We start from the raw sequence: 23,792 nt of genomic DNA on the forward strand, positions 1-23,792 counted from the left end.
GAAATGCGCCCCCGATGCGCCCCCCGGCGCGCACTAGCGTCCCCGAGCCATGGGACACCTGGACCACGCCACCTTCGGTTGGCTCACACCTCTGCTGTCGTACGCGATGGCCTGCATCGGCGCCGCCCTCGGGCTGCGCTGCACCGTGCGCGCACTCGACGCGACCGGCCGTTCGCGACGGAACTGGCTGCTCACCGCCGCCTCCGCGATCGGCACCGGCATCTGGACCATGCACTTCGTGGCCATGCTCGGCTTCGGTGTCACCGGCACCGACATCCGCTTCGACGTGCCGCTCACGAGCCTCAGCCTCGTCATCGCGATGGGCGTGGTGGGAGTCGGGCTGTTCGCCGTCGGCCACGGGCACCTCAGGGGCAGATCGCTGCTGATCGGCGGACTGACCACCGGGATCGGCGTGGCCAGCATGCACTACATGGGCATGGCCGCGCTCCGCCTCCACGGCACCGTCCACTACGACCCCGTGCTCGTCGCCCTCTCGGTCCTCATCGCGGTCGTCGCCGCGACCGCCGCGCTCTGGGCGGCCCTCCACATCCACGCGCCGATCGCGGTGGCGGTCGCCTCGCTCGTCATGGGAGCGGCCGTCAGCAGCATGCACTACACGGGGATGTCCGCGGTGAGCGTCGAGGTCGTCCCCTCCTCCGCGGACCTCCCCGGTGCCACCGTCATGCAGTTCATCTTCCCGCTGGCCGTCGGCCTCGGTTCGTACCTGTTCATCACCTCCGCGTTCGTCGCGCTCTCTCCGACCGCCGGGGAACGCGCCGCGTACGCCTCCGCCGAACGCCTCACCGAACCGGACGAGCACGCCGTGGACGTGGCCCCGGCCGGCTTCCGCGCCGGGCGCGACCCGTTGCGGACGCCCTCTCCCTGAAGTCCGCGCCACTCGGCGTGCCTCGGGGCTGGGGCGTGGCGCCTCGTGCCTCGGGCCTGGGGCCTGGGGGCCGCGGGCTTCGCGCCCCCGGCCTCGCGCCTCGGGATTCGTACCCCGGGTCTCGCGGCGCGGACCTCCTGACCCCTCGCCTCTCGCACGCGCGCGTGCACCCGCCCGCCGCCTTCGCCACCCCCAGCCCAGCCGTAGTACTGCCGGAACGAGGAGCCCATGCGTACTCCCCGCAAGAACCAGGACGCCGCGGCGCCCGCGCCTGCGGCGACCGCACGCGGGCGGCGCGCGCACGCCGGGCCGCCCGCCGACGAACCGGAGCCACGTCCGGCCGCCGTCCCGCCGGGGCCGGGGAAGGACGACGGAGCGACGGTTCCCGGGGCCGCCCCCGCCCCCGTTCCCGCTCCCGAGGCCGCTCTCGCTCCCGCCGCCCCCGCCGTGAACGCTTCCGGTGCCGGGAACCGCCGCGGAGGGCTACGGCCCCGAACCGTGCGCGCGAAGATCGTCTCGCTGCTCATGGTCCCGGTCGTCTCCCTGCTCGCCCTCTGGGGCTTCGCCACCGTCACCACCGCCCAGGACATGGCCCGGCTCCGCCAGCTCCAGCGCGTCGACGCCGACATCCGGCAGCCCGTGTCCGCGGCCGTCGCCGCCCTCCAGGACGAACGCCGGGCCGCCGTCCGGCAGCTGGCCGCCCCCGGCACGGACCGGACCGCCGAGCTGGACGACCGGATCCGCCGCACCGACGAGGCCGTCGCCCGGCTGCGACTCGGCGACGGTCACACCGTCGGCGACTCCGGCGACCTGCCCGCCGACGTATCCGACCGCCTCGCCGCGTTCGTCGGCGAGGCGGAAAGCCTCGCCCGGCTCCGGGCCGCCGTCGTCGAGGGCCGCGGCGAGGGGGACCGCGTCCGCGACGCCTACACCGCCGCCGTCTCGGCGGGCTTCGCCGTCAACGGCGCCCTCACCGGCATCCAGGACGCCGGCCGGGGCTCCCACGCGCGCGTGCTCCTCGAACTCGCCCGTGCCGACGAGATGCTCTCCCGCGAGGACGCCCTCCTCACCTCCGCCCACCTCACCGGCCGGCTGACCGCCGCCCACCAGCGTGCCTTCGCCGGCGCGGCCGAGACCCGGCGGACCCTCCTCGCCTCGGCCACCACCGACCTGCCCCCGGCCGGCCGGACCGCCTGGTCACGGCTGGCCCGGAGCCCCGACCACGCGCGCCTCACCGCGGCCGAGGACCGGGTGGCCGGCGCCGCCGACGGCCGGCCCGCCGCCCAGGCCGCGCCCTCCGCGGAGTGGGACGCCGCCGTCGCCGCCGTACGCGCCGGGCTCGCCACCGTCGCGAACGAGGCGCGGGCCGCCGCCGCAGAGTCCACCGACCCGTTCGCGGGCGGCGTCCTCAGCCCCTCGGGCGCGGCCGTCGTGCTAGGACTGCTCGCCGTCGCCGCCTCCCTCGTCATCTCGGTACGCATCGGCCGCGGGCTCGTCGTCGAGCTCGTCGGCCTCCGCAACACCGCACTCGGCATCGCCCGCGGCAAACTCCCGGCCGCCATGGGCAGGCTGCGCGCGGGAGAGGAGATCGACGTCCACGCCGAGGCCCCTCCGGGCCCACCGCCCCAGGACGAGATCGGCCAGGTCGGCGAAGCCCTCACCACAGTCCACCGGGCCGCCCTCTCCGCCGCCGTCGAACGCGCCGAACTGGCCAATGGCATCGCCGGGGTCTTCGTCAACCTCGCCCGCCGCAGCCAGGTCCTCGTCCACCGCCAGCTCAACCTCCTGGACAGTATGGAGCGGCGCGCCGACGACCCCGGCGAGCTCGGCGACCTCTTCCGGCTCGACCACCTCACGACCCGGATGCGCCGCCACGCCGAGAGCCTGATCATCCTCTCGGGCGCCGCGCCGGGCCGCGCCTGGCGGATGCCGGTACCCCTGACCGACGTCGTCCGCGCCGCCGTCTCCGAGATCGAGGACTACGCGCGCGTGGAGGTGCGCCGGCTCCCCGAGACCGCCGTCGCGGGCGCCGCCGTCGCCGACCTCACCCACCTCCTGGCCGAACTCGTCGAGAACGCCGCCCAGTTCTCCCCGCCCCACACCAAGGTGCGGCTCAGCGGTGAGCCCGTCGGGAACGGCTACGCCCTGGAGATCGAGGACCGGGGACTCGGCATGGGCAAGGAGAGCCTCGCCGAGGCCAACGCCCGCATCGACCGCTCCGAGGCCCTCGATCTCTTCGACAGCGACCGCCTCGGCCTCTTCGTCGTCAGCAGGCTCTCCGCCCGGCACGCGATCAAGGTGCACCTGAGGCCTTCCCCGTACGGCGGCACCACCGCCGTGGTCCTCCTTCCCACCGGCCTTCTCCAAGGCGCCCCGGAGGCCGGCGAGGGCACAGAGCCCGTTGCCGGAGCGCCCCGGGACACGGCGTCCCGCGTCGACGGACGCCCCGCCCGGGAGCGCGAGGAGGCCCACCGCGCGGAGGCCCGCCGCTTCGCCCGTCCGCCGGCCGACCCCCGTACCCCCGGGGCGGACACCGGCACACAGACCGCCGCCGCGCCCGGCACCGCAGCCGCCCCGCCCGGCCGGACCGCGCCCGGGACGGTGCCGCCGACCTCCGCCACCCCGCCGCGCCCCGCCCCCGAACGCACCTCGGACCGAACCCGGTCGACGACGCCGAGCGTCCTGCCGCGCCCCACCGCCGTGCCCGCGCTCCGTCCGACACCCGAGACCGCGCCGACCGCCGTCCCGGCGTCCGTACCGCCCGGGGTGACCCCCCTGCGCCCCCGCGGCCACACCGCCGTACCCCCGCCGTCGGCGTCAGGGACGGCGACGGACCCGAACCCGCCCGCCGGCCCCGGCGCCTCGGACGGCGACGACGGACTGCCCCGCCGTATCCGCCAGGCGAGCCTCGTTCCGCAACTGCGCCAGACGCCCGCACCCGATCCGCTGCCCGCGCCGGCCGTCGCCGGCGCCCCGGAGCGCACGCCTGAGCGGGTGCGCGACCGGATGGCCGCCTACCGCGACGGCTGGCAGCGCGGTGGCGGCCCCGCCCCGGGCACCCGGCGCCCGCACGGCGCCGGCTCCCCGACGACGGGCACCTGGGCGGAGACTCCCGCCGGAGCCGCCCACTCCGCCGGGACCGCCCACTCCGCCGGGGCCGTCCACTCCGCCGGGGCCGTCCACTCCGCCGGGGCCGCCCACTCCGCCGGGGCCGCCCACTCTGCCGGGGCGGCGCACTCCGCCGCGGACGCCGGCACGCCCCCGGGCGCACGCCCGCACGGGGACTCCGAGCGGGCGGCCCCGATCTCCCTGCCCACGACCCAGACACCGCTGCCCGCAGTCGCGCTCCCGCCGCCTACAGCCCCGATCCCGACCCCTACGCCCCCGCCGCCCACGGCCTCGACGACACCGAGGCTCACGGCGCCGACGTCCACGCCCACGGCCCCGCGGACCGCCCCGGGCGAACCGCACGGCTCGCGCGACCCACGCCGTGACGCACGCGCGCGTACCGACCTCGGCCCGTACTTCGGCGCCCGCCCCACCCCGCCCCAGGCCCCCCGACCCGAAGGAGACGACGCATGATCGACCACGAGAGGGTCTCCCACCACCGCTCCGGCGAACTCGACTGGCTCCTCGACGATCTGGTCACCCGGGTCCGCGAGGTCCGGCACACCGTGGTGCTCTCCGGCGACGGCCTGCCGGTCGGCGCGTCCAGCGGGCTCAGCAGGGAGGACGCGGAGCACCTCGCCGCCATCGCCTCCGGCTTCCACAGCCTCGCCAAGGGCGCCGGACGCCAGTTCCACACCGGCGGGGTGCGCCAGACCATGGTCGAGATGGACGACGGCTTCCTCTTCGTCGCCGCCGCCGGCGACGGCTCCTGCCTGGCCGTCCTCAGCTCCGTCAGCGCCGACATCGGCCTCATCGCCTACGAGATGGCCCGGCTCGTCAAGCGGGTCGGCGAGCACCTGCACACCCCGCCGCGGCTCGCCGCGACCCCACCGGCCGCCGGCTGACCGGAGAACCACCCCGTGACCAGCCAGTGGTACGACGCCGACGCCGGACCGATCGTCCGGCCGTACGCGATGACCGGCGGACGCACCAAACCCGGCCCCAGCAACGTCCGGTTCGACCTCATCGCCCTGGTCGTCGTCGACGACGACCCGCCGGGCCGGGCCGAGGAGGACCTGCTCGGCCCCGAACACCGCGCCCTGCTCTCCCTCTGCCGGGCCGAGACCCAGTCGGTGGCCGAACTGGCCGCCGACGCCGACCTCCCCGTGGGCGTCGTCCGAGTCCTCCTCGGCGACCTCCTCGAATCGGGCTTCGTACGGGTCAGCCGGCCCGTACCGCCCGCGCAACTCCCCGACGAACGCATCCTGAGAGAAGTGATCGATGGCCTACGAGCGCTCTGACAGCTCTGGCGCGGACGGTAGCGCCGACACCGCTCTCGCCCTGAAGATCCTCGTCGCCGGCGGCTTCGGCGTCGGCAAGACCACCCTGGTCGGGTCGGTCAGCGAGATCCGGCCCCTGCGCACCGAGGAGCGCCTCAGCCGTGCGGGCGAACTCGTCGACGACACCGGGGGAGTGGACCGGAAGACCACCACGACCGTGGCCATGGACTTCGGTCGGATCACGATCCGCGCGGGCCTCTCGCTCTACCTCTTCGGCACTCCAGGACAGGACCGCTTCTGGTTCCTCTGGGACGAGCTCGCGCAGGGCGCCTTGGGCGCGGTCGTCCTCGCGGACACCCGCCGCCTGGAGGACTGCTTCCCGGCGGTCGACTACTTCGAGCACCGGAAGATTCCGTTCGTGGTGGCCGTCAACTGCTTCGAGGGCGCCCGCTCCTACGGGGCGCGGGAGGTGTCCCGCGCCCTCGACCTGGACCTCGGCACACCGGTGCTGCTGTGCGACGCGCGCGACCGGGACTCCGGCAAGGAGGTCCTCGTCCGCGTCGTCGAGTACGCCGGGCGGATGCACACCGCCCGGCTCCTCGACACGGTCGGGTGAACGGGCGGTCGCGCCGGACGAGGGCGGCCGCCCGGGCGGGACGAGGGTGGCCCGCGGGCAGGACGACGACGGTCCCCGAGGCCCCGGGACGGCACGATGCGGGCGTACGACGGCACACCCGGGCGGATCGGGGTGCTTGCCCTGTCCACGACAGTGCGTAAGGCTTGCCGCGACACGCGGTCCGTTCGGCGCACGCGGGCACGGGGCCCGGTCGGCGCGACCGCACCGAAGAGGGGGAGGACACCGCATGGCGCTGGACAAGGGGCTCGACTGGCTCCTGGACGATCTGACCCGGCGGGTCGGGCCCATACGGCACGCGCTGGTGCTGTCGAACGACGGCCTGGTGACGGGCGCGAGCAGCGAACTCGCGCGGGAGGACGCCGAGCACCTGGCCGCCGTCTCCTCGGGCCTGCACAGCCTCGCGCGCGGCTCCGGTCGGCACTTCCGGGCCGGCAGGCCCCGCCAGACGATGGTGGAGTTCGACGAGGCGCTGCTGTTCGTCACGGCGGCGGGCGAAGGCAGCTGCTTGTGCGTGCTCAGCGACGCAGAGGCCGACGTGGGCCAGGTCGCGTACGAGATGACGCTGCTGGTCAACCGGGTCGGCGAGCACCTGGGTGTCGCGGCGCGGCAGCCCGGCGGGCCGACCTTCTGACGTTTTCCACAGGGGACTGTCCACAGGTGGCACACGCATCGTCACTCTCCGTTACATTCGTGGGTGTCGGGTTCGGCTGAACCCGGCCCGGCCATCGGGCCGGCGCGAGCGAGCGGGGAGGCGGCGGACGTCATGACGGTGGACGGGACGACACAGGCGGGGACCGGGACGGGCACGGGCACGGCGGCCCGGCCGGGGGCGGTGGCGCCCGGCCGAGCGGCGGAAGAGCTGGAGCTGAAGCGCGACGAGTTCCGGCTCGCCGTCCGGATGGGTCTGATCAGGACGCTCCCGGATCCGGTGACGGTCCCGGACCCGCGGGGAGCGCACCAGGACCGGTCGCCCGAGCGGCGCCGGGTCGCGCGCGCCGAGCTCGACCGGCTCAAGTCGGCGCCGGACTTCCCCGGCGGTCTACGGGACCGGGTGCGGGCCGTGGGCGCGGCAGAGGCCGCCGGGCTCCTCTCCATCGCCTACGACCGCTTCAACCGGCTGGCCCGCACCGGCCACCTGAGCCCGGTCCGCTTCTACCTCAACCGCTACCGGGCGGTGACCTGGCTGTACCTGGCGGCCGAGGTCACCGCCTTCGGCGAGGCGAACCCCGGACTGCTCAAAGGCCGGCTTCCCGCCGAGGTCCGCGAGCGGGAGGCCGTCGGCGAGGACCTGCGGGCCAGGAACTGGCGCTCCCGGCACCTGTCCCTCCTCCTCCGCGGCACCGACGACCCCTGGGCCCGCGCGGCGGCGATCGCCTCCCTGCTCGACCCGGTCCAGGTCGCGGAGGTCGTCGACGACCCCTATGAGCGCTCCTACCTCGACCGGCTGCGCCCATCACCGCCGCCGGGCTTCCCGGTCGCGGGCGCGTCCCACGAGACCGCCGTCCGCCTCGTCCGCGCCGACGACCCGGACGAGATCCTCTGGCACCGGATCAGCCTCGCCCTCGCCCTGGACGAGGCCCGCGCCGCCCGCCAGGCACCTTCCCCGGGCGACCGCCGACGACCAGGTCAGGACCCGGAGGCCGAACAGCGGCCGGAGCCGCTCGCGAAGCCCGCGGCCCCGCCGGTGACGGAAGCGACGGGGAGAGCGGAAGCGGAGCAGGTGGCCAGGCGTGCGGCCCGTCCGGCTCGGCGCGCGCCCCACCGCCCGGGCGCCGACCGGGGCACCGCCCCCTCGGGCCGCGCGTCGGGTCCCCGACGCCCGGGCTTGCTCGGCCGGATCCGCCGGGCCCTCCCGGGCGGGAGGACGGCGGGCGGGGGGTGGGGCCAGGGCCGGGACTGGAGCTGACGGTCGAGGGCGACGGTGCCGGCACCGGCCGCACCGGCACCGGCTTCGGTGGGTGCGGGTGCGGGTGCGCGTGTGGGGGTGGGCGGAGAGGATGGGGGGATGTTGCTGGCTCGTGTCGCGGAGGTCTCCCGGGCGGTCGCCGCCGTTCCGGCGCGGTCGCGGAAGATCGCGCTGCTTGCCGAACTGTTCGCGGAGGCCACGCCCGAGGAGAGTCCGCTCGTCATCGCCTACCTTTCGGGGCGGCTGCCCCAGGGTCGGATCGGGGTCGGCTGGAGCACGCTCAAGGACGTCGTCCCGCCCGCCGTTCCGCCGGCGGCCGTGCCCGCCCTGACGCTGGCCGGCGTGGATGCCGCGATGGACGAGCTCGCGGCCGTCGCGGGCCCGGGGGCGCAGGCGGAACGGACCCGCAGGGTGCGGGAGTTGTGCGCGGCGGCGACCGCGGAGGAACAGGAGCTGCTGGTGCGGCTGCTCTCGGGGGAGGTGCGGCAGGGGGCGCTGGACGCCGTGGCGCTGGAGGGCGTCGCGAAGGCCGCCGCGGTGCCCGCCACCGAGCTGCGGCGGGCGGTGATGCTGGAGGGGTCGCTGCCGCCGGTGGCCCAGGCGGTCCTCGCGGAGGGGCGCGCCGCGCTGGACCGGTTCACGCTGCGGGTCGGGCGGCCCGTGCAGCCGATGCTCGCGCATACGGCCGCCTCCGTCGTCGAGGCGGTGGAGGCGCTGGGGCCGTGCGTGGTGGAGGAGAAGCTGGACGGCATCCGGATCCAGGTGCACCGGGAGGGGGAGGAGGTGCGGGTCCACACCCGTTCGCTGGACGACATCACCGCCCGCCTGCCCGAGGTCGTGGCCGTCGCCCGCGAGGTGCCGTCGGAGTCGTTCATCCTGGACGGCGAGGTGATCGCCCTCGATCCCGGCAGCGGCCGGCCGGCGGCGTTCCAGTCCATCGCCGGGCGGGTCGGTTCGCGCGCCGACGTCACCGGCGCCCAGGCGGCGCTCCCCCTGACCCCCGTCTTCTTCGACGTCCTCGCCGCCGACGGCGAAGCCCTCGTCGACCGGCCCGGGCGGGAGCGGAACGCGGTCCTGGTCCGGCTGCTGCCCGAGGACCGCCGGGTGCGGCGCCTGGAGATCGCCGACCCCGAGGACCCGGCGGGGCGGGAGGCGGCCCAGCGGTTCTTCGCCGACACCCTGGCCCGAGGGCACGAAGGCGTCATGGTCAAGGGCCTCGACGCGCCGTACGTGGCCGGACGGCGCGGTCGGACCTGGCTCAAGGTGAAGCCCGTGCACACCGTCGACCTCGTGGTCCTCGCCGCCGAACGGGGCCATGGGCGCCGCACCGGCTACCTCTCCAACCTCCACCTCGGCGCACGCGCGGCCGACGGCAGCGGGTTCGTGATGGTGGGAAAGACGTTCAAGGGCCTCACGGACGCCATGCTCCGCTGGCAGACGGACCGGCTCGCGGAACTGTCCGTCGAGGACGACGGCTACACGGTGAGGGTCAGGCCGGAACTGGTGGTGGAGATCGCCTACGACGGCCTTCAGCGTTCCACCCGCTACCCCGCCGGCATCACCCTCCGTTTCGCCCGCGTCCTGCGTCACCGCCCGGACAAACCCGCGGCCGAGGCCGACACCGTCGACGCCCTCCTGGGCGAGGGGTGACGGCGGCCCCCGGACGCGAGCCGTCGACGTGAGCGCGGGGGAGGGGGATGCTGGAGAGGTGGCACCGTGTGGGCCGCGAGGAGATGAGCGACGTGTACGACTTGCACATCGACACCGACGTCAACGTCCAGCTGAGCGACTGTGCCCGGGCGGACGCCCGGGCGGTCTTCGACGTCCTCGACCGCTATTACCGGCTGGAGGACGTGGAACCCGCCTCCCCGGCGGAGTCCGGACCGGCCGCCACCGTCTGGATGGCCACCTTCGACACCTCCGGCGGCCGGCGCGAGGCCATGCCTCCCCCTGCCCTGGACGGGAAGGTGGCCGCCGTCCTCACCGGCGGTTACCACGCCGTCGCCGAGGTCGAGAAGGTGCTCGCCGCCGAGTTCGGCGTCGAGTCCCGCCAGGCGGTCTCGGGCGACCAGGAGACCGAGGCGCGTCTGCTCCTCGCCTCCCGCTGAGCCACCCGTGGGTCCCGGACGTCCCAGACGCCCGGGACGGCACCCCGGGCATTCCTGACACCGGGACACCCCGGACACTGCGGGCCTCCCGACACCTCGACTCCCCGGACGGAGCGGACGGGCTCCGTCCGGGGCGGAGTCATGCCCAGGTAGGGAGCGGGAGGGAGGCGGCGGGAGGGGGCGAGGAAGGGCGGGGGGGGGCGAGGAGGGGAAGGAGACCCCCCTCCCGACCCCGGTATACACCGTGTGTAGAGTTCACGACGGCCTTGTGGTTCCCGCGTCCTGACCAGGCGCGGGAGGGAGGGGCCGCGTCGCACACGAAACCGGGGAAAGCGGGTACCACCATGTTCCGATCCAGCCAGGGCCGTCGCGGTGGGAGGGCCGCCGCCATCGTCGCAGCCGCCGCGCTCATGCTCACGCTCGGCGGCTGCGGGGTCGACCCGCTCACACCGCAGGACGCGCGGGCCGAGGCGGGCGACGACGGCAAGGCGGGCACGGCCTCCCGCAGGGTCGACTGCACGCAGGCGAAGTGCATCGCGCTCACCTTCGACGCCGGGCCGGGCAAGGACACCCCGCACCTCCTCGACGTCCTCAAGGAGAAGCGGGTCCCCGCCACCTTCTTCCTCCTCGGCCACAAGCACGTCGACCGCTATCCGAAGGTCGTCAAGCGGATCGCGGACGAGGGCCACGAGGTCGCCAACCACACCTGGTCGCATCACATCCTCACCGACCTCGACGAGAACGAGGTGCGCGAGGAGCTGTCCCGCACCCAGGACGCCGTCGAGCGGATCACCGGCCGCAAGCCGGTCCTGATGCGTCCGCCCCAGGGCCGCACCGACTCCACGGTCGAGGACGTCAGCCGGGAGCTCGGCCTCGCGCAGATCCTCTGGAGCATCACCGCCAAGGACTACTCCACGACCGACTCCGCCCTGATACGGAAGCGCGTCCTCGACCAGGCGCACCGTGACGGCATCATCCTGCTCCACGACATATACGACGGCACCGTCCCCGCCGTCCCCGGGATCATCGACGAGCTCCAGAACCGCGGCTACACCTTCGTCACCGTCCCGGAGCTCCTCGCCCCCGGCACCGCTCGTGCCGGAGCCGTCTACCGGCCCGAGAAGGACTGACCGGAGGCCCCCAGCCCGGGCCGGCGCGGGTAGGGAGGAGCGCGGCGTCACGGGGTGACCCGACTCACACCGTTCACCCCACCTCATCCGGAACACGGGGCAATCGTTCACCGTTCACCCTTATGTGACGGCGAAGGGGCCCGGTCCCCAAGGTCCCCCCCAGAGGTGACCGCCCTTCGCCCCGTCACGGTGAGTGGCCCCGGCTGGAACCCCCCGTCCAGCCGGGGCTCCGCCATGTCCGGGTCTTCGGCCGCCCGACCGGCGCACGGCGTGTGTGGGGCGCGCGCCACGGCGCGTTCGCCCCGTTCGAGTGAGTGCAGGCATGCTCGTCTTCGTCACGGGCAGTGATCGGTCGGGCCGGTCGACGATCATCCTCCGGCCCGCCGACCAGGCACCGCGCCGAGAGGGACCCATGACGCTCGCCACCACACCGCTCGCCCGCCGGGCCCTCCTGGCCGCCGCCGGGCTGGTGCTGCTCAGCGGCTGCACCTCCGTCCATCCCGACGGGCCCGGACCGCCCGCCGTGCCGACCGGGCGCGCCGCGCAGGACGCGCTCCTCAGGGCGGCCGAGCGCCGACTCGTCGACGACTGCCTGTCCGACCGCGGCATCCGGGCCACCGCCGAACCGCGCGCCCCCGCACCGGACCGGGCCCTCCAGGCCGCTCTGTTCGGGGCCGGTCCCCGCGAACTGGCCGTGACGCTCGCCACCGGCGCCACCGTCACCGCCCACAGCGACGGCTGCCTGGCCGCCGCCAAGGACCGGCTCTACGGCGACCAGCACCGCTGGTTCCGGGCCCAGGTGGTCGTCGACAACCTCCGCGCCGAGGCGCAGGCCCGTTACCGCGACGACCCCGCCCACGAGGCAGCCCTCGCCCGCTGGACCGAGTGCGTCGCCCCGCCGGGCCGCCCCCGCCCCGAGCGTCCCGACCCCGCCGCGTCCGCCCGCTGCGCACGGGAGTCCGGACTCGACGAGACCCGCGCCCGACTGGAGCGCGCCGAGCTGACCGAGGTGCGCGCCCTGCACCACGACGAGCTCACCACCTACCGGCAGTTGCGCGCCGACGCGCTGCGGCGGTCGGTCCTGCTGCCCGCGCCCACCCCACCACCGAAAGGCACGACCACCTCGTGAAGCGCTTCCTGGCCACCACGGCCGCCACCCTCTTCGCCGTCACCACCGGGCTCACCGCCGCCGGCCCCGCCACCGCCGCCGAATGCCCCTCCGGACACTTCTGCGTCTGGCAGGAATCGAACTTCGGCGGCCAGCGGGCCAACTGGAGCGGGGACGACGGCTGGTGGGAGAGCTGGATCTCCGACACCGACTCCTCGTGGGCCAACCACGGCCTCTCCGGTCCGGGGATCAAGGACCACGTGCGGGTCTACGAAAGCGCCTGGCAGGGCGGCGGCATGACGATCTGTCTCGCCCCCGGGCAGGAGGTGGGGTACAGCGGCGCGGCCAACGACCGCGGCGACTCCCACATCTGGTCGACCGGCTGCTGACGCCGCACCCGGCGCGCCCCGGTCACGGGGTGCGCCGGGCCCCCGGGTGCCGCAGCGCGGAGGCGAGCATCAGTCCGGCGCCGCGGACGACGCTGGTCGCCGGGTCGTTGGCCAGCCGGATCCGGGCCCGCAGCACCTGGGCGAGCCGTGCGGTCACGTCGAGCCGCAGCGCGCCGCCGCCGGTCACCAGCACTCCCCGGCGCAGTGCTCCGCGCACCGCTCCGGTGGCGTCCTCGCGCCACATGTCGCTCACCATGTCGGCGGCGGTGCCAACCACCGGGCCCGGCGCCCCGCCGTGCGCCGGCAGGTCGTCGACGCCGAGCTCGGCGAGCCGCGCGTCCTGCACCTGTCCGTCCACGACGAGCGTGACCTCGGTCAGCCGGGCGCCGAGGTCGATCACGAGCAGCGGACCGCCGCCGGGCGGCGCCGCGTAGGCCGCGGCCGCCCGGGCGCTGTCCACGGCGATCACCCGGACCGGGCCGAGACCGGCGACCACCCGGCGGGCCGCCTCGCGCTCGGCCGGGGCGGCGAGCACCGGATGGGTCAGCATCACGACGGTGTCGTGGCTCTCGGCTCCGGGGGCGGAGGCGGCGAGCCGCTTGAGGAGCAGCAGTTGGGCGGAGTCGTCCGACACGCGGCCGCGGCGGACCGCGGTGCTCGGCACGTCCGCGTAGACGCCCGCCCCCGGCGCCCAGGCCCGCGTCCGAGAGCTGCCGATGTCGAGGGCTATCCCCCGTACCGGCCGCCGCGCGTCCAGGTGGGTGCCACCCGCTCCGTACGATCCCATCGCTTCCGTCCATTCCCTGCCGCCCCCGCTGATTGCGAGGCCGATCCGCGCCCACACTATGCAGGATCCGCTGCGGGAACGCCATGGCGCTTGGGGATCGAAGGTCAGGCGGCGGTGCCGTGCCAGAGGTCCGGGCCGAAGACCTCGTAGTGGATGTCGGCGGCGGCGACACCGGAGGCGACGAGGTCGCCGCGGACCGCGCGCAGGAAGGGGAGCGGGCCGCAGAGGTAGGCGTGCGTACCGGCCGGGAGCTCCAGGGCGGTGACGTCGGCGCGGCCCTCGCGGACGCCGGACGCGCCCGGCGCCTCGTACCAGAGGTGGAGGCTGCCCCGTCGCAACCGGCCGACCAGCTCGCGCAGCTCCTCGGCGTGGGCGTGCGCCTCGGGGGAGCGGTCGGCGTGCACGACGACGACCGGGCGCTCGGACCCGGTGGCGGCGAGGTGGTCGAGCATGGCGAGCATGGGGGTGCTGCCGATGCCGGCGGAGGCGAGCAGCAGCGGTCCGTCGCCCTCGGGCAGCACCAGGTCGCCGAAGGGTGCGGAGACCTCCAGGACGTCTCCGGCGGCCGCGTGGGCGTGGAGCCGGTTCGAGACCTCGCCCGCCGGGTCCCCGTCGACCCGCTTCACCGTGATGCGCCAGGAGGGGCGGCCGGGTGCGCTGGAGAGGCTGTACTGGCGGATCTGATGGGCGCCGTCGGGGAGGGCGACGCGGAGGCTCACGTACTGGCCGGGCCGGAAGGGCGGCAGCGGCTCGCCGTCGGGGTCGGTGAGCGTCAGGGAGACGGTGTCCGCGGTCTCCTCGCGCCGCTCGGAGATCCGTACCGGGCGCCACACCTGGCCGTCGTCGACGCCGGTCTCCTGGTAGAGGCGGTGCTCCAGGGCGATGAGCGCGTTCGCCATCAGCCAGTAGACCTCGTCCCAGGCTCGGGCGACCTCGGGGGTGACGGCCTCGCCGAGCACCTCGGCGATCGCGGCGAAGAGGTGTTCGTGCACGATCTTGTACTGGTCGGCCGTGACGCCGAGCGAGGCGTGCTTGTGCGCGATGCGGGACAGCAGGGTGTCGGGGCGGGTGTCCGGACGCTCCAGGAGCGCGACGGCGAAGGCGGCTATGGACCCGGCGAGGGCCTTGCGCTGGTCGCCGTTGGCCTGGTTGCCGCGGTTGAACAGGTCGCGCAGCAGCTCGGGGTGGGCGTCGAAGAGCCGCCCGTAGAAGCGCTCGGTGATCCGGTCGAGCGCCCCGGCGACGGCGGGCAGGGTGGCGCGGGCGACGGGTACGGCCTGCTCGGACAGCATCGGAACTCCTAATCTGGTAGATCATCTACCTATTTAAAACCGAAGGGGCCCGTGCGGTGGGAGCCGCACGGGCGGGGGAGTGAGGGGTCAGGAAGGCGGCCGCGCGGTGAGGGAGAGCAGTACGGGGCCGGTCGGCGACCGCACGAGATCGGCCACCGTCAGCGGATCGAGAGCCCGGTAGAAGGCGTCCTGGGCCTCCCGCAGCGCGCCGCGCAGCCGGCAGGCCGCCCGCAGCGGGCACGGCGGATCGCCCTCGCAGCCGACGACCTCCTCCTCGCCCTCCAGCGTCCTGGTCAGCCAGCCCACCGATGCGCGCCGGCCGAAGTCGGTGAGGGCGAGTCCGCCCCCGCGGCCGCGGCGCGCCTCCACCACGCCGAGGTGCTGGAGCCGGGTGACCGCCTTCGCCATGTGGGCGTGCGGCACCGCCAGTTCCTCCGCCACCGCGCGCGTGGTGACGGGTTCCTCGTCTTCGGTGACCGCCAGGCGCATCACGGCACGCAGGGCCAGGTCGGTGAACTTGGTCAGCCTCACGGCCGGACCGTATCAAAGCGGAATCCCGGACTCGCATTAAGGGTGCGGGTCCGGGACACCGGGGCCTGGCCTGCTCCTCGTCGCTGGTCGCCGTCGTCGGCAACGCCACGGCGCGGGGCGGGCGGGTGTGTGCCGGGGGTCAGGCGAGGACCTTGGCCTTCGCCCGCTGGAACTCCTCCTCGGAGATCGCGCCCTTCTCCCTCAGGGCGGAGAGCCGGGCCAGTTCGTCGGTGGCGCTCGGGGCGTCCGCGCCGGTCCGGGTGCCGGCCGTCTGCCGGATGTACTCCTGGAAGCGGGCCTCGGCGTCCTTCGCCTGCTTGGCGTCACGCAGCCCCATGCCCTTGCCGCGGGCGATCACGTAGACCAGCACGCCGAGGTAGGGGAGCACGATGCAGAAGATCAGCCAGCCGGCCTTGCCCCAGCCGCTCAGCTCGTGGTCCCGGAAGATGTCCGTGATCACCTTGAAGAGCAGGAAGAGCCACATGATCCACAGGAAGAACCACAGCATCGTCCAGAAGACGTTCAGGAGGGGATAGTCGTCCATTCCCGCACTCTCCGTTCCCGCCGGCCGGGGAGGCCGCGCGTTGGAGCGAGTCTCACCCGCCCGGTCCGGGCTCGCACGTCGTGGCCGCCCGTCCGGGCCTCGGCGTGCGGACCCGTGTCCGGCGTGGTCGCATGGACGTTCCGTACGCGGACGGCGGCCCCGCCGCCGAGGAGCGGAGAGCCATGGGACCGGTGGAATGTGTGGTGCTCGCCTTTCCGGGCGAGCGGCTGAAGGTGGCGGCCGTCGCCGCGATCGCCGAGCTCCGCAAGGAGGGGCAGGTGCGGCTGATCGACTCGCTCGTCGTGGTGCGGTCGCCGTCCGGGGAGGTCTCCACCTCCGAACTGATCGAGTACGAGGAGTACGACGAGGCCACCGCGGAGATCGGGCCCGAGGCCAACCTCCTCGGCCCCGAGGACGCGGCAGAGGTCGCCCAGTCCCTCGAACCCGGCTCCTGCGCGCTGATGCTGCTCGTCGAGCACATCTGGGCGGGGCGGGCCGCGGAGGCCATCCGGGAGGCGGGCGGCCGCGTCGCGGCCCGGGTGCCCGTGCCCGACGCCCACGTGGACGAGGCGCGCGCCGCCTACGAGCAGGCGGTCGCCGCCGCCGCGGAAAGGAGCTGACCTCCGATGTTCATGCGCCGCCGCCCCCTCGTCCGCCCCGTGGTCCGCCCCGCCGGAGCCCCGCTCCTGCGCGGCGCCCTCCTCGGCGGAGCCGCGTACGCCGCCGGCCGCAGCGCCGCGCGGAACGCCCGCCGCGAGCAGGACCAGGAGCAGGCCGTCGCCGACCTCCGGTACGAGCAGCAGGAGGCCGAGCAGCCCCCGCGGGCCGCCCCTGCCGCGCCGCCCCCGCAGGCCCCGGCGGCGTCCCCGCCCGGCGGCGGGGCCGACGCCGGCGGGCTGACGGAACAACTGGCCCGGCTCGGCGCCCTCGCCCAGCAGGGACTGCTCACCCCCGAGGAGTTCGCCGCCGCGAAGGCCAAGCTCCTCGGGGCCTGACCCCGAGGAGGGGGCCCGGGCGGACGGGCCCGGGCCCCGCCGGGCGGCAGGCAGCCGGTCGACCCCCGTGCGGAACCGGCCCCGTGAGGGGATCAGCCGGAGAACCGGCCCGTCGGCGGTTCCGTCGTTCAGGCGGTGCGCAGGGTCGCGAGCGCGGCCAGAGCCCGGTCCGCGTGGGCGCTCATGCGCAGTTCGCTGCGGACGACCTCCTTGACGCGCTGATCCTGCCCGATCACGAACGTGACCCGCTTCGTCGGCGCGAGCGAGAAGCCGCGCCGCACGCCGAAGCGCTCCCGCACGCGACCGTCGGGGTCGGAGAGCAGCGGATAGCCGAGCGAGTGCCGCTCGGTGAACTCCTTCTGCTTCGCGACCTCGTCGCCGCTCACGCCCACCGGCAGCGCGCCCGCCGCGCGGAACTCCGCGGCCAGGTCCCGGAAGTGGCAGGCCTCCGCCGTGCAGCCGGGCGTCATCGCCGCGGGGTAGAAGAAGAGGACGACCGGTCCCTCGGCGAGCAGTCCGGAGAGGGAGCGCGGGGCGCCGGTCTCATCCGGAAGGGTGAAGTCCTCGACGACATCGCCGACGTTCATGGGGTCCGCCCCTTCGTCGGGCGCCCCGGTCTCCCGGCGTCCGCCCGGTCCGCGCCCGCCGGCCATCCCGGCGGACTACTCGAGAGTTCTACCGCAGGGTAGGAGCCGGCGTCACCTCGTGCCCACGCCCGCCGAGGCCCGCGGAGATCCGCGCGTCCAGGACCGTGAGCACCCGTTCGCCCCAGCGGAGGTTCTCCTCCTCCAGGAGCCGGCCCCGCATCAGCGTCAGATATGGTCCGACGCGCTCCGCCTCGCGCAGGTACGTCTCCTCGTCCCGCCCGCCGAGCAGCCACTCCCGCAGCCGCTCGTAGCGGGCCAGCTTCTCCCGGGAGAGCTCCATGTGCCGGGCCACGAAGCCCCGTACGGCCTCGGTGTCGCCGCCGTCGCACGCCTGCACCTGCACCATCAGTTCGTCGCGCACCGCCGTCGGGCGGGGTGCCACCGAGGTGAAGGAGTCGAGATCCCGCCGGCCCTCCGTGGTGAGGCTGAACATCCGCTTGTTGGGGCGCCGTTCCTGCTCGACCACCCGGGCCGCGATCAGACCGGCCTCCGACAGCCGGTCCAGCTCGCGGTAGAGCTGCTGCGGGGTGGCGGCCCAGAAGTTGGCGACGGACACGTCGAAGATCTTGGCGAGGTCGTATCCGGAGGCCTCGCCCTCCAGAAGAGCTGCGAGGACGGCGTGCTTGAGCGACATCCGGACACGCTAGCAGTCCGTTGAATAGTTTCCTCCGCACCTATTCAACGGCCGGTGCATCCCCGGCCGCCCGGTCCTGCCTGGCACCCGGCCCCGCCCCTGCCTAGGCTGGATCACCACGACACCACGGGGGAGACGACCGGGGGCCGGAGGAGCGAGCAGCGCCATGGACACCGACGCGTACGTCTACACCAGCTACATCAGGACGACCCCGGACGAGCTGTGGAAGGCGCTCACCGAGCCGGAGCTGACCCGGCGCTACTGGGGCGTGGCCTTCGAGTCGGAGTGGACCCCCGGCGCGCCGATGGTCTGGGACGAGGGCGGCCGCCGGACCGCCGACCCCGAGCAGGTCGTCGTCGAGGCCGTGCCGGGCCGCCGGCTCGCGTACACCTGGCACACCTTCACCCCCGCATGGGCGCGGGCCGTCGGCCTGGACGACGAGGTGTACGCGCGCCTCGCCCGCGAGCGCCGGTCCTCCGTGGCCTTCACGGTCGAACCCTCCGGCGACACGGTCAGGCTGACGGTCACCCACGGCGACCTGGAACCGGACGGCCTCCTGCGGGGGCTCGTCGGGGAGGGCTGGCCGGCGATCGTCTCCAGCCTGAAGTCCCTCCTGGAGACCGGCGAGGAGCTCCCCGAGCCGCCCCGCTGACCCATTCGAGTCGTCTCCCGCACCTCTCGCCCGCCACGCCCACGGCCTTGATCATCTTTTGCTCCCCCCGTCGGTTCTGATACTCCGGTCGGCGGCCGCCCGCCGACCTTCCGACCGGCCGGCGACGAAAGGGGAGGATGGCCGACGTGCCGTCACGCCGATACGCACAGGGGTGGGGGGCGCTCTCGCTCGCCGTCGGGGCCGTCCTCGTCACCACCGCCGCCGCGCAGCCCCCCGCGGACGGCCGGCCCGGCGAGGCGACCGCCCGGGCGCCCGCGATCCTCACGGTCGGCGTCTGTCCCGCCACCGTCGGCCTGTGCCGGCTGTACCCCACCACCGCGGCCCCCGACGCCCCCGCCGCCGTCACCCTGCCCCGTGACGCCCGGGGTCCCGTCGAACTCGCCCTGCGCACCCCCGGCCGGCTCACCGACGTCACCGTCACCGACCGGCGCGGCCGCCGGATCGCCGGCCGCACCGACGCCGACGGCACCCGCTGGACCAGTGAGGTCGCGCTGCCCGCCGGAGGCGCGTACACCGCCCGGCTCGTCGTCGAGGAGCCCGGCCGCGACGGCCCGCGCCGCCGGACCGTCCGGCTCGCCGTGCGCACCGCGAAGGCCCCGTCGGGGGAGCGGCTCACCGTGCTCCTCGGCCCCGGGGACGGCCGGCGGACCCGTACGTACGGAGTGGGCCAGCCCGTCACCGCGGAGCTCAGCCACCGCGTCCCTGCCGATGATCCCGCCGCCCGCCGGACCGTGGAACGCGCCCTGGAGGTACGCAGCGAACCCCGGGTCGAGGGGGCCTGGCACTGGGTGGACGCCGACACCCTGCACTACCGGCCGCGCGTCCACTGGCCCTCCCGCGCCACCGTCCGGGTCCGCCCGGGACTCGACGGCGTCCGCGTCACCGACCGGCTCCACGGCGGCCCCTCACGGCCCCTCGCCTTCACCACCGGCGACCGCGTGGAGGCCGTCACCGACGTCGCCGCCCACGAGATGCGGGTCTACCGCGACGGCCGGCTGCTCCGCGTCATCCCCGTCACCACCGGCAAGCGCGGCTTCCGCACCCGGGTCGGCACCAAGGTCGTCCTCGGGAAGGAGCCCCTGGTCCGGATGCGCGGCGACTCGATCGGCATCGCCCGCGGCAGCCGCGAGTTCTACGACCTTGAGGTGCGCTGGGCCGTCCGGGTGACCTGGAGCGGCGAGTACCTGCACGCCGCCCCCTGGTCCCTGGACGCGCAGGGCAGCGCCGACGTGAGCCACGGCTGCACCGGCATGTCCCCCGAGGCCGCCCGCTGGTTCTACCGCACGGTCCGCGAGGGCGACCTCGTCCGCGTCGTCCACGGGTACGGCGCCGTCATGACGCCCTTCGACAACGGCTACGGCGACTGGAACCTCGGCTGGCCCGAGTGGCTGCGCGGCAGCGCCCTCGGCGCCCGCACCTCCGGCCGCGGCTCAGCCGGCCCGCTGCTCCCCGCAGTCTGACGGCGGCTCAGCGACCCCGGCCGCCCGGCGACTCGGCACGGGCGCCCCGGTCCTCGGGGCCGCAGCAGGTCGACGCCCGCGCCGAACACCGCGTAGATCAGTCGTTGACGGCCGTCAGGAGCACCACGCTGTCCTCCACCGCGGTCAGCCCGTGGCGCACCTTGGGGATCTCCCGCAACTCGCCCCTGGAGACCTCGTGCGTCCGGTCCGGGCTGGTCAGCCGCACCCGCCCGGTCAGCACCTGGAGGCTGGCCGCCGGGGGAGCGTTGTGCTCGTCCAGGGCCGTCCCGGCCGTCAGCGCGATCACGGTCTGCCGCAGCACCCCGTCGTGCAGCACCAGATGCGCGCTGCGCCCGTGCGGCGCGGAGCGGGCGGCGGCCAGGTGCTCGTCGGCGAGGGCGGTGAGGTCCAGGTTCATACCCTCAGCCTCCTGACCGCGCGCGAGGCCGCAACTCGGGGCCGGTGCGCGCTCTCCCCGCCGCCGAGGGCCGGTGTCGCTCGGTCGGGGCCCGACCCCTTGAGGCCATCACGTGGGTACGACCCCGGGGCCGCACCCGCGCGTGTGCGGGTACGGCCCCGGAGGTCGGGCGGCGGGCGCGTCAGCCGGTGAAGACCTCGACGAGGGACCAGAGGGCGAGGCCCGCCATGCAGACGCCGCCGACGCGCTGGACCGTCTTCAGCGGCACCCGCTTGGCGATGAAGCGGCCGGCGACGAGGGCCAGGGCGGAGACCGAGGTCAGCGCCAGGAAGGAGCCGACGGCGGTCGACGCGGTGCCGTTGGTGGCGGCGAGGTTGGCGGTGGTGATCTGGGTCAGGTCGCCCCATTCGCTGATGAACACGGCCATGAAGGCGGTGGAGAACACCGGCCAGAAGCCGGTGACCGTCTTGCCGCCCGCGTCGTCCTCCTCGTCGTCGCCCCCGGCGCGCAGCAGGACGAACGCGCCGAAGCCGAACATCAGCGCGGAGACGAGTTTGACGATCCAGCCGGGGAGCAGCCCGAGGAGGCTGCCGGCGCCGACGGCGATGGCGACGTGCACCGCGAAGGCCGCGGAGGTGCCGAACCACACGTACAGGGGACGCATGCGCGTGCCCATGGCGAGCGACGCGAACATCGTCTTGTCGGGAAGCTCGGCGAGGAAGATGAGCCCGAAGGCGGTGACGATCGCCAAGGGGTCGAGGTGCATACCGGCGCTCTCTGCTCGGTCCGGGCCCTGTGGCTCCGCACGGCACCTCGGTGGGCGACGGGAGGACCACTCGGCCCGGCATGACGGACCACGCCCACGGAGGCGTGGACGCGGTGATGCCTGGCCGAAGGTCTCGCCCGTCCGCGTCACGCGCGGACCCGGTCACCGGGAACCCGGGGGCTCCAGTGTGTCGACGACCGGTTCGCAGGGCTACTCCCCTTCGCTGTCCACCAGTCTATCCGATCGATCGCCGGGGTTCGTAGACGCTGTCTACGGAAGGTGGTAGACAGTGTCTATGTCTCACCCTTCACCTCAGGATCAACCCACCTCCCCGGATCAGCCCGCCCCTCCGGACCGCCCTGACGGTCGGGTCCACGGGGACGCCTACGGCGACGCGCCCGGCGGCGACGACAGCCGCGGCGGGCTGCGCGAGCGGCTCGTCAGGACCGGCGTCGCCCTCGTCGACGCCGAGGGCGCCCAGGCCCTCACCCTCCGCGAGATCGCCCGCCGCGCGGGCGTCTCCCACGGAGCGCCCCGCCGGTGGTTCCCCACCCACCTCGACCTGCTCTCGGCCATCGCCCGCGAGGGCTTCGCCGAACTCGCCGCCCGGGTCGCCGAGGCGGACCGGGAGGCCGACCGCACCGACGCCGGTCCCCGGGCGCGGGCCGAGCTCCTCGCCCGCTGCTACCTCGCGTACGCCGCCGAGCGGCGCGGCATGTACGAGCTGATGTTCCGCCACGACCTGCTGGAGAGCGGCCGGCTGGGGCTGCGCGAGACGAGCCTGCCGCTCTTCGCCCGGCTCACCGCCCTCGTCGCCCGACTCCGTCCCGCCGCCACCACCGGCGTTGACCCGGTCACCGCCGCGGGCGCCCTCTGGGCGAACCTCCACGGCCTCGCCCAGCTCGCCCACTGGGGCAGCCTCGCCCTGGCCACCGGCTCCGACGACCCCGAGTCCCTCGTCCGCGCCACGCTCGACGCCCACCTCGGCCCGGCGGACCCCGCCCGGTGAGCCCCGCCCGGGCCACCCCGGTCCGCACCCTCGTCTGCAGCGTCACGGGCGCCGCCGTCGTCGCCCTCGACGGCACCGTCCTGACGCTCGCCCAGCCCGCCCTCCAGCGCGAGCTGCACACCGGTGTCGCCCAGGTCCAGTGGACCAGCACCGGCTACCTCGTCGCCGTCGCGAGCCTCCTCGTCCTCGCCGGGCGGCTCGGCGACCGCCACGGCCACCACCGGGTCTTCGCCCTCGGCGCCCTCGGCTTCGCCGCCGCCTCCGCCGGGATCGCGCTCGCCCCCGGCATCGGGGCCGTCGTCCTCCTCCGGGTCCTCCAGGGGATCTGCGGGGCGCTGCTCCAGCCCGCCACCCTCGGGATGCTCCGCACCGCCTACCCGGCGGACCGGCTCACCGGCCCCATCGCGCTGCGCACCGGCGCCATCGGGCTCGCCGCCGCGGCAGGCCCCCTCCTCGGCGGCGCCCTGGTCTCCGCGTACGGCTGGCGCGCGGTCTTCCTCCTCGGCGTGCCCCCGACGCTCGCCGTCGGGCTCCTCGCCCTCACCGTCCGCGAGCCCCGCCCGACGGACCCCGCACGCGCGCGTGTCGGCGGCAAGGCTCCCGCACGCGCGCGTGCCGGCGGAGATCCGCTCGGTGCCGTACTGCTCGCCGGGTCGCTCGGCCTCCTCGTGCACGGGCTCGTCACCCTCCCGCGCCCCGGCGCGGGCGGCCGGGCCGCCGTCACCCTCGCCGCCTCGGCGCTCGCCGCGCTCGCCCTCGTACGCCACGCGCGACGTGCCACCGATCCGCTGCTGCCTCCCGCGCTGCTGCGGAGTCGGCCGGTGGCAGCGGGCCTCGCCGCGCTGCTCGCCGCCTCCGCCGCCCTCTCCGGCACCCTCTTCGTGACCACGTACTTCCTCCAGGAGACGCAGCGGCTCGACGCGCTCGCCGCCGGGCTGCGCTTCCTGCCGCTCGCCGTGCTGATGGTGCTCGGCGCCGCGTTCTGCCCGCCGCTCCAGCGACGGCTCGGCCCCCGGGGCACGGCCCTCGCCGGCGGCGCCCTGCTCACCTCGGGGGTGCTGGTCCTCGCCCGCCTCGGCGAAGGCGCGGGAGCGGTGGCGACCGGGACCGGCGCCGCGCTCCTCGGCGCGGGATTCGTCACCCTCATGGTCACCGCGACCGCGGCGATCGTCCGCCACGCCCCCGCGGCGCACGCCGGGGTCGCCGGCGGGCTCCAGCAGACCGCCATGAACACCGGCCCCGCCCTCGGCGTCGCCACCGCCGCGCTCCTGCTCGCCCTGGTGCCCGGTGGTGGGTTCGTCCCCGTGCGGGGGATCGCGCTGCCCGCTCTCGCGCTGCTCGCGGCCCTCACCCTGCCGGCCGCCCTCGCCCTCCCCGCGAGGGGCGGCGGGCGGGACGGCGGGCCGGGCGGTGACCGGAGTGGTGGGACACGCCAGCCCGACGCCGCACGCCGGTCGCGCCGCCCGTTCTGCGTACGATCATGA

The 23,792-nt window shown here is 75.3% G+C and carries 26 protein-coding genes; 18 read left to right on the plus strand and 8 right to left on the minus strand.

Going from position 1 to position 23,792, the window contains the following annotated elements; all coding sequences use genetic code 11:
- Positions 1 to 49 precede the first annotated feature (49 nt).
- The 12 genes from ACFZCF_RS14660 (at position 50) to ACFZCF_RS14715 (ending at position 12,552) form a co-directional block, all read left to right on the plus strand.
- Positions 50 to 886: an MHYT domain-containing protein gene (locus ACFZCF_RS14660; RefSeq protein ID WP_391286749.1), complete on the plus strand. Its 837-nt coding sequence runs from the start codon at positions 50 to 52 to the stop codon at positions 884 to 886.
- 498 nt (positions 887 to 1,384) lie between these two features.
- Positions 1,385 to 4,468, plus strand: a complete 3,084-nt coding sequence (locus ACFZCF_RS14665; RefSeq protein WP_391286750.1) for a nitrate- and nitrite sensing domain-containing protein — start codon at positions 1,385 to 1,387, stop codon at positions 4,466 to 4,468.
- Complete coding sequence (locus ACFZCF_RS14670; RefSeq protein ID WP_391286751.1) at positions 4,465 to 4,899, plus strand: roadblock/LC7 domain-containing protein; 435 nt, start codon at positions 4,465 to 4,467, stop codon at positions 4,897 to 4,899. The genes ACFZCF_RS14665 and ACFZCF_RS14670 overlap by 4 nt, the downstream gene beginning before the upstream one ends.
- A 15-nt stretch (positions 4,900 to 4,914) precedes the next feature.
- Positions 4,915 to 5,295: a DUF742 domain-containing protein gene (locus tag ACFZCF_RS14675; protein WP_388447977.1), complete on the plus strand. Its 381-nt coding sequence runs from the start codon at positions 4,915 to 4,917 to the stop codon at positions 5,293 to 5,295.
- The gene (locus ACFZCF_RS14680) at positions 5,276 to 5,890 is read left to right on the plus strand and encodes an ATP/GTP-binding protein (RefSeq protein WP_391286752.1); all 615 of its coding nucleotides are present in this window, start codon (positions 5,276 to 5,278) and stop codon (positions 5,888 to 5,890) included. Before ACFZCF_RS14675 ends, ACFZCF_RS14680 begins: the two co-directional genes overlap by 20 nt.
- A 247-nt stretch (positions 5,891 to 6,137) precedes the next feature.
- Positions 6,138 to 6,542 carry a roadblock/LC7 domain-containing protein gene (locus ACFZCF_RS14685; protein WP_388447973.1) on the plus strand — a complete coding sequence of 135 codons (405 nt, stop codon included), beginning with the start codon at positions 6,138 to 6,140 and terminating at the stop codon, positions 6,540 to 6,542.
- A 132-nt stretch (positions 6,543 to 6,674) separates the two neighbouring features.
- On the plus strand, positions 6,675 to 7,817 hold the full coding sequence (locus tag ACFZCF_RS14690; protein ID WP_391286753.1) for a DUF6397 family protein: 1,143 nt from the start codon (positions 6,675 to 6,677) through the stop codon (positions 7,815 to 7,817).
- Between the two features lie 99 nt (positions 7,818 to 7,916).
- Positions 7,917 to 9,467, plus strand: a complete 1,551-nt coding sequence (locus ACFZCF_RS14695; RefSeq protein ID WP_391286754.1) for an ATP-dependent DNA ligase — start codon at positions 7,917 to 7,919, stop codon at positions 9,465 to 9,467.
- An 83-nt stretch (positions 9,468 to 9,550) separates the two neighbouring features.
- Entirely contained in the window at positions 9,551 to 9,925 is a 375-nt protein-coding gene (locus tag ACFZCF_RS14700) for a hypothetical protein (protein WP_388448180.1), read from the plus strand.
- A 344-nt stretch (positions 9,926 to 10,269) separates the two neighbouring features.
- On the plus strand, positions 10,270 to 11,055 hold the full coding sequence (locus ACFZCF_RS14705; protein WP_391286755.1) for a polysaccharide deacetylase family protein: 786 nt from the start codon (positions 10,270 to 10,272) through the stop codon (positions 11,053 to 11,055).
- A 412-nt stretch (positions 11,056 to 11,467) separates the two neighbouring features.
- Positions 11,468 to 12,184 (plus strand): hypothetical protein, encoded by a 717-nt coding sequence (locus tag ACFZCF_RS14710; RefSeq protein ID WP_391286756.1) that lies wholly within the window; start codon positions 11,468 to 11,470, stop codon positions 12,182 to 12,184.
- Positions 12,181 to 12,552 (plus strand): peptidase inhibitor family I36 protein, encoded by a 372-nt coding sequence (locus ACFZCF_RS14715; protein ID WP_391286757.1) that lies wholly within the window; start codon positions 12,181 to 12,183, stop codon positions 12,550 to 12,552. The genes ACFZCF_RS14710 and ACFZCF_RS14715 overlap by 4 nt, the downstream gene beginning before the upstream one ends.
- Before the next feature lie 22 nt (positions 12,553 to 12,574).
- Here the strand turns inward: ACFZCF_RS14715 and ACFZCF_RS14720 are convergent, their stop codons facing one another.
- The 4 genes from ACFZCF_RS14720 to ACFZCF_RS14735 form a co-directional block, all read right to left on the minus strand.
- Positions 12,575 to 13,339, minus strand: coding sequence for a rod shape-determining protein MreC (locus ACFZCF_RS14720; protein WP_391286758.1), 765 nt, complete (start codon positions 13,337 to 13,339; stop codon positions 12,575 to 12,577).
- Between the two features lie 104 nt (positions 13,340 to 13,443).
- Positions 13,444 to 14,631 (minus strand): globin domain-containing protein, encoded by a 1,188-nt coding sequence (locus tag ACFZCF_RS14725; RefSeq protein WP_391286759.1) that lies wholly within the window; start codon positions 14,629 to 14,631, stop codon positions 13,444 to 13,446.
- Between the two features lie 87 nt (positions 14,632 to 14,718).
- Complete coding sequence (locus tag ACFZCF_RS14730) at positions 14,719 to 15,162, minus strand: RrF2 family transcriptional regulator (protein WP_388447957.1); 444 nt, start codon at positions 15,160 to 15,162, stop codon at positions 14,719 to 14,721.
- 139 nt (positions 15,163 to 15,301) lie between these two features.
- Positions 15,302 to 15,706 carry an SHOCT domain-containing protein gene (locus tag ACFZCF_RS14735; protein ID WP_388447955.1) on the minus strand — a complete coding sequence of 135 codons (405 nt, stop codon included), beginning with the start codon at positions 15,704 to 15,706 and terminating at the stop codon, positions 15,302 to 15,304.
- 131 nt (positions 15,707 to 15,837) lie between these two features.
- Here ACFZCF_RS14735 and ACFZCF_RS14740 point away from each other — a divergent pair, with 131 nt between their 5' ends.
- Together ACFZCF_RS14740 and ACFZCF_RS14745 are read left to right on the plus strand one after the other, a co-directional pair.
- On the plus strand, positions 15,838 to 16,326 hold the full coding sequence (locus tag ACFZCF_RS14740; protein WP_388447953.1) for a DUF6325 family protein: 489 nt from the start codon (positions 15,838 to 15,840) through the stop codon (positions 16,324 to 16,326).
- A gap of 6 nt (positions 16,327 to 16,332) precedes the next feature.
- Positions 16,333 to 16,701, plus strand: a complete 369-nt coding sequence (locus ACFZCF_RS14745) for an SHOCT domain-containing protein (protein ID WP_388447951.1) — start codon at positions 16,333 to 16,335, stop codon at positions 16,699 to 16,701.
- A gap of 128 nt (positions 16,702 to 16,829) precedes the next feature.
- On the opposite strand, the gene ACFZCF_RS14750 is transcribed toward ACFZCF_RS14745, so the two are convergent.
- Positions 16,830 to 17,288 carry a redoxin domain-containing protein gene (locus ACFZCF_RS14750; RefSeq protein WP_391286760.1) on the minus strand — a complete coding sequence of 153 codons (459 nt, stop codon included), beginning with the start codon at positions 17,286 to 17,288 and terminating at the stop codon, positions 16,830 to 16,832.
- 88 nt (positions 17,289 to 17,376) lie between these two features.
- Positions 17,377 to 17,982, minus strand: a complete 606-nt coding sequence (locus tag ACFZCF_RS14755; RefSeq protein ID WP_391286761.1) for a helix-turn-helix transcriptional regulator — start codon at positions 17,980 to 17,982, stop codon at positions 17,377 to 17,379.
- A 166-nt stretch (positions 17,983 to 18,148) separates the two neighbouring features.
- Between ACFZCF_RS14755 and ACFZCF_RS14760 the strand changes: the two genes are divergently transcribed.
- Together ACFZCF_RS14760 and ACFZCF_RS14765 are read left to right on the plus strand one after the other, a co-directional pair.
- Positions 18,149 to 18,634, plus strand: a complete 486-nt coding sequence (locus ACFZCF_RS14760) for an SRPBCC family protein (RefSeq protein ID WP_388447944.1) — start codon at positions 18,149 to 18,151, stop codon at positions 18,632 to 18,634.
- A 146-nt stretch (positions 18,635 to 18,780) separates the two neighbouring features.
- Positions 18,781 to 20,115, plus strand: a complete 1,335-nt coding sequence (locus ACFZCF_RS14765) for an Ig-like domain-containing protein (RefSeq protein WP_391286762.1) — start codon at positions 18,781 to 18,783, stop codon at positions 20,113 to 20,115.
- Between the two features lie 97 nt (positions 20,116 to 20,212).
- On the opposite strand, the gene ACFZCF_RS14770 is transcribed toward ACFZCF_RS14765, so the two are convergent.
- Together ACFZCF_RS14770 and ACFZCF_RS14775 are read right to left on the minus strand one after the other, a co-directional pair.
- Positions 20,213 to 20,533, minus strand: a complete 321-nt coding sequence (locus ACFZCF_RS14770) for a cupin (protein WP_388447940.1) — start codon at positions 20,531 to 20,533, stop codon at positions 20,213 to 20,215.
- 181 nt (positions 20,534 to 20,714) lie between these two features.
- Entirely contained in the window at positions 20,715 to 21,299 is a 585-nt protein-coding gene (locus ACFZCF_RS14775) for a TMEM165/GDT1 family protein (RefSeq protein ID WP_388447938.1), read from the minus strand.
- A 295-nt stretch (positions 21,300 to 21,594) separates the two neighbouring features.
- Between ACFZCF_RS14775 and ACFZCF_RS14780 the strand changes: the two genes are divergently transcribed.
- Both ACFZCF_RS14780 and ACFZCF_RS14785 read left to right on the plus strand, forming a co-directional pair.
- Complete coding sequence (locus tag ACFZCF_RS14780) at positions 21,595 to 22,308, plus strand: TetR/AcrR family transcriptional regulator (protein ID WP_388447936.1); 714 nt, start codon at positions 21,595 to 21,597, stop codon at positions 22,306 to 22,308.
- Entirely contained in the window at positions 22,305 to 23,792 is a 1,488-nt protein-coding gene (locus ACFZCF_RS14785; RefSeq protein WP_388447934.1) for an MFS transporter, read from the plus strand. The genes ACFZCF_RS14780 and ACFZCF_RS14785 overlap by 4 nt, the downstream gene beginning before the upstream one ends.

The organism is Streptomyces sp. NPDC007945 (assembly GCF_042958885.1).
Lineage (GTDB): Bacteria > Actinomycetota > Actinomycetes > Streptomycetales > Streptomycetaceae > Streptomyces.

What these genes read in the sequence shown, in the direction of transcription:
- ACFZCF_RS14750 (WP_391286760.1), bottom strand. Translation starts at nt 17,288, where the DNA reads ATGAACGTCGGCGATGTCGTCGAGGACTTCACCCTTCCGGATGAGACC.
- ACFZCF_RS14690 (WP_391286753.1), top strand. Translation starts at nt 6,675, where the DNA reads ATGACGGTGGACGGGACGACACAGGCGGGGACCGGGACGGGCACGGGC.
- ACFZCF_RS14700 (WP_388448180.1), top strand. Translation starts at nt 9,551, where the DNA reads ATGAGCGACGTGTACGACTTGCACATCGACACCGACGTCAACGTCCAG.
- ACFZCF_RS14670 (WP_391286751.1), top strand. Translation starts at nt 4,465, where the DNA reads ATGATCGACCACGAGAGGGTCTCCCACCACCGCTCCGGCGAACTCGAC.
- ACFZCF_RS14775 (WP_388447938.1), bottom strand. Translation starts at nt 21,299, where the DNA reads ATGCACCTCGACCCCTTGGCGATCGTCACCGCCTTCGGGCTCATCTTC.
- ACFZCF_RS14745 (WP_388447951.1), top strand. Translation starts at nt 16,333, where the DNA reads ATGTTCATGCGCCGCCGCCCCCTCGTCCGCCCCGTGGTCCGCCCCGCC.
- ACFZCF_RS14720 (WP_391286758.1), bottom strand. Translation starts at nt 13,339, where the DNA reads ATGGGATCGTACGGAGCGGGTGGCACCCACCTGGACGCGCGGCGGCCG.
- ACFZCF_RS14660 (WP_391286749.1), top strand. Translation starts at nt 50, where the DNA reads ATGGGACACCTGGACCACGCCACCTTCGGTTGGCTCACACCTCTGCTG.
- ACFZCF_RS14780 (WP_388447936.1), top strand. Translation starts at nt 21,595, where the DNA reads ATGTCTCACCCTTCACCTCAGGATCAACCCACCTCCCCGGATCAGCCC.
- ACFZCF_RS14755 (WP_391286761.1), bottom strand. Translation starts at nt 17,982, where the DNA reads ATGTCGCTCAAGCACGCCGTCCTCGCAGCTCTTCTGGAGGGCGAGGCC.
- ACFZCF_RS14725 (WP_391286759.1), bottom strand. Translation starts at nt 14,631, where the DNA reads ATGCTGTCCGAGCAGGCCGTACCCGTCGCCCGCGCCACCCTGCCCGCC.
- ACFZCF_RS14685 (WP_388447973.1), top strand. Translation starts at nt 6,138, where the DNA reads ATGGCGCTGGACAAGGGGCTCGACTGGCTCCTGGACGATCTGACCCGG.
- ACFZCF_RS14705 (WP_391286755.1), top strand. Translation starts at nt 10,270, where the DNA reads ATGTTCCGATCCAGCCAGGGCCGTCGCGGTGGGAGGGCCGCCGCCATC.
- ACFZCF_RS14695 (WP_391286754.1), top strand. Translation starts at nt 7,917, where the DNA reads ATGTTGCTGGCTCGTGTCGCGGAGGTCTCCCGGGCGGTCGCCGCCGTT.
- ACFZCF_RS14760 (WP_388447944.1), top strand. Translation starts at nt 18,149, where the DNA reads ATGGACACCGACGCGTACGTCTACACCAGCTACATCAGGACGACCCCG.
- ACFZCF_RS14735 (WP_388447955.1), bottom strand. Translation starts at nt 15,706, where the DNA reads ATGGACGACTATCCCCTCCTGAACGTCTTCTGGACGATGCTGTGGTTC.
- ACFZCF_RS14680 (WP_391286752.1), top strand. Translation starts at nt 5,276, where the DNA reads ATGGCCTACGAGCGCTCTGACAGCTCTGGCGCGGACGGTAGCGCCGAC.
- ACFZCF_RS14770 (WP_388447940.1), bottom strand. Translation starts at nt 20,533, where the DNA reads ATGAACCTGGACCTCACCGCCCTCGCCGACGAGCACCTGGCCGCCGCC.
- ACFZCF_RS14740 (WP_388447953.1), top strand. Translation starts at nt 15,838, where the DNA reads ATGGACGTTCCGTACGCGGACGGCGGCCCCGCCGCCGAGGAGCGGAGA.
- ACFZCF_RS14710 (WP_391286756.1), top strand. Translation starts at nt 11,468, where the DNA reads ATGACGCTCGCCACCACACCGCTCGCCCGCCGGGCCCTCCTGGCCGCC.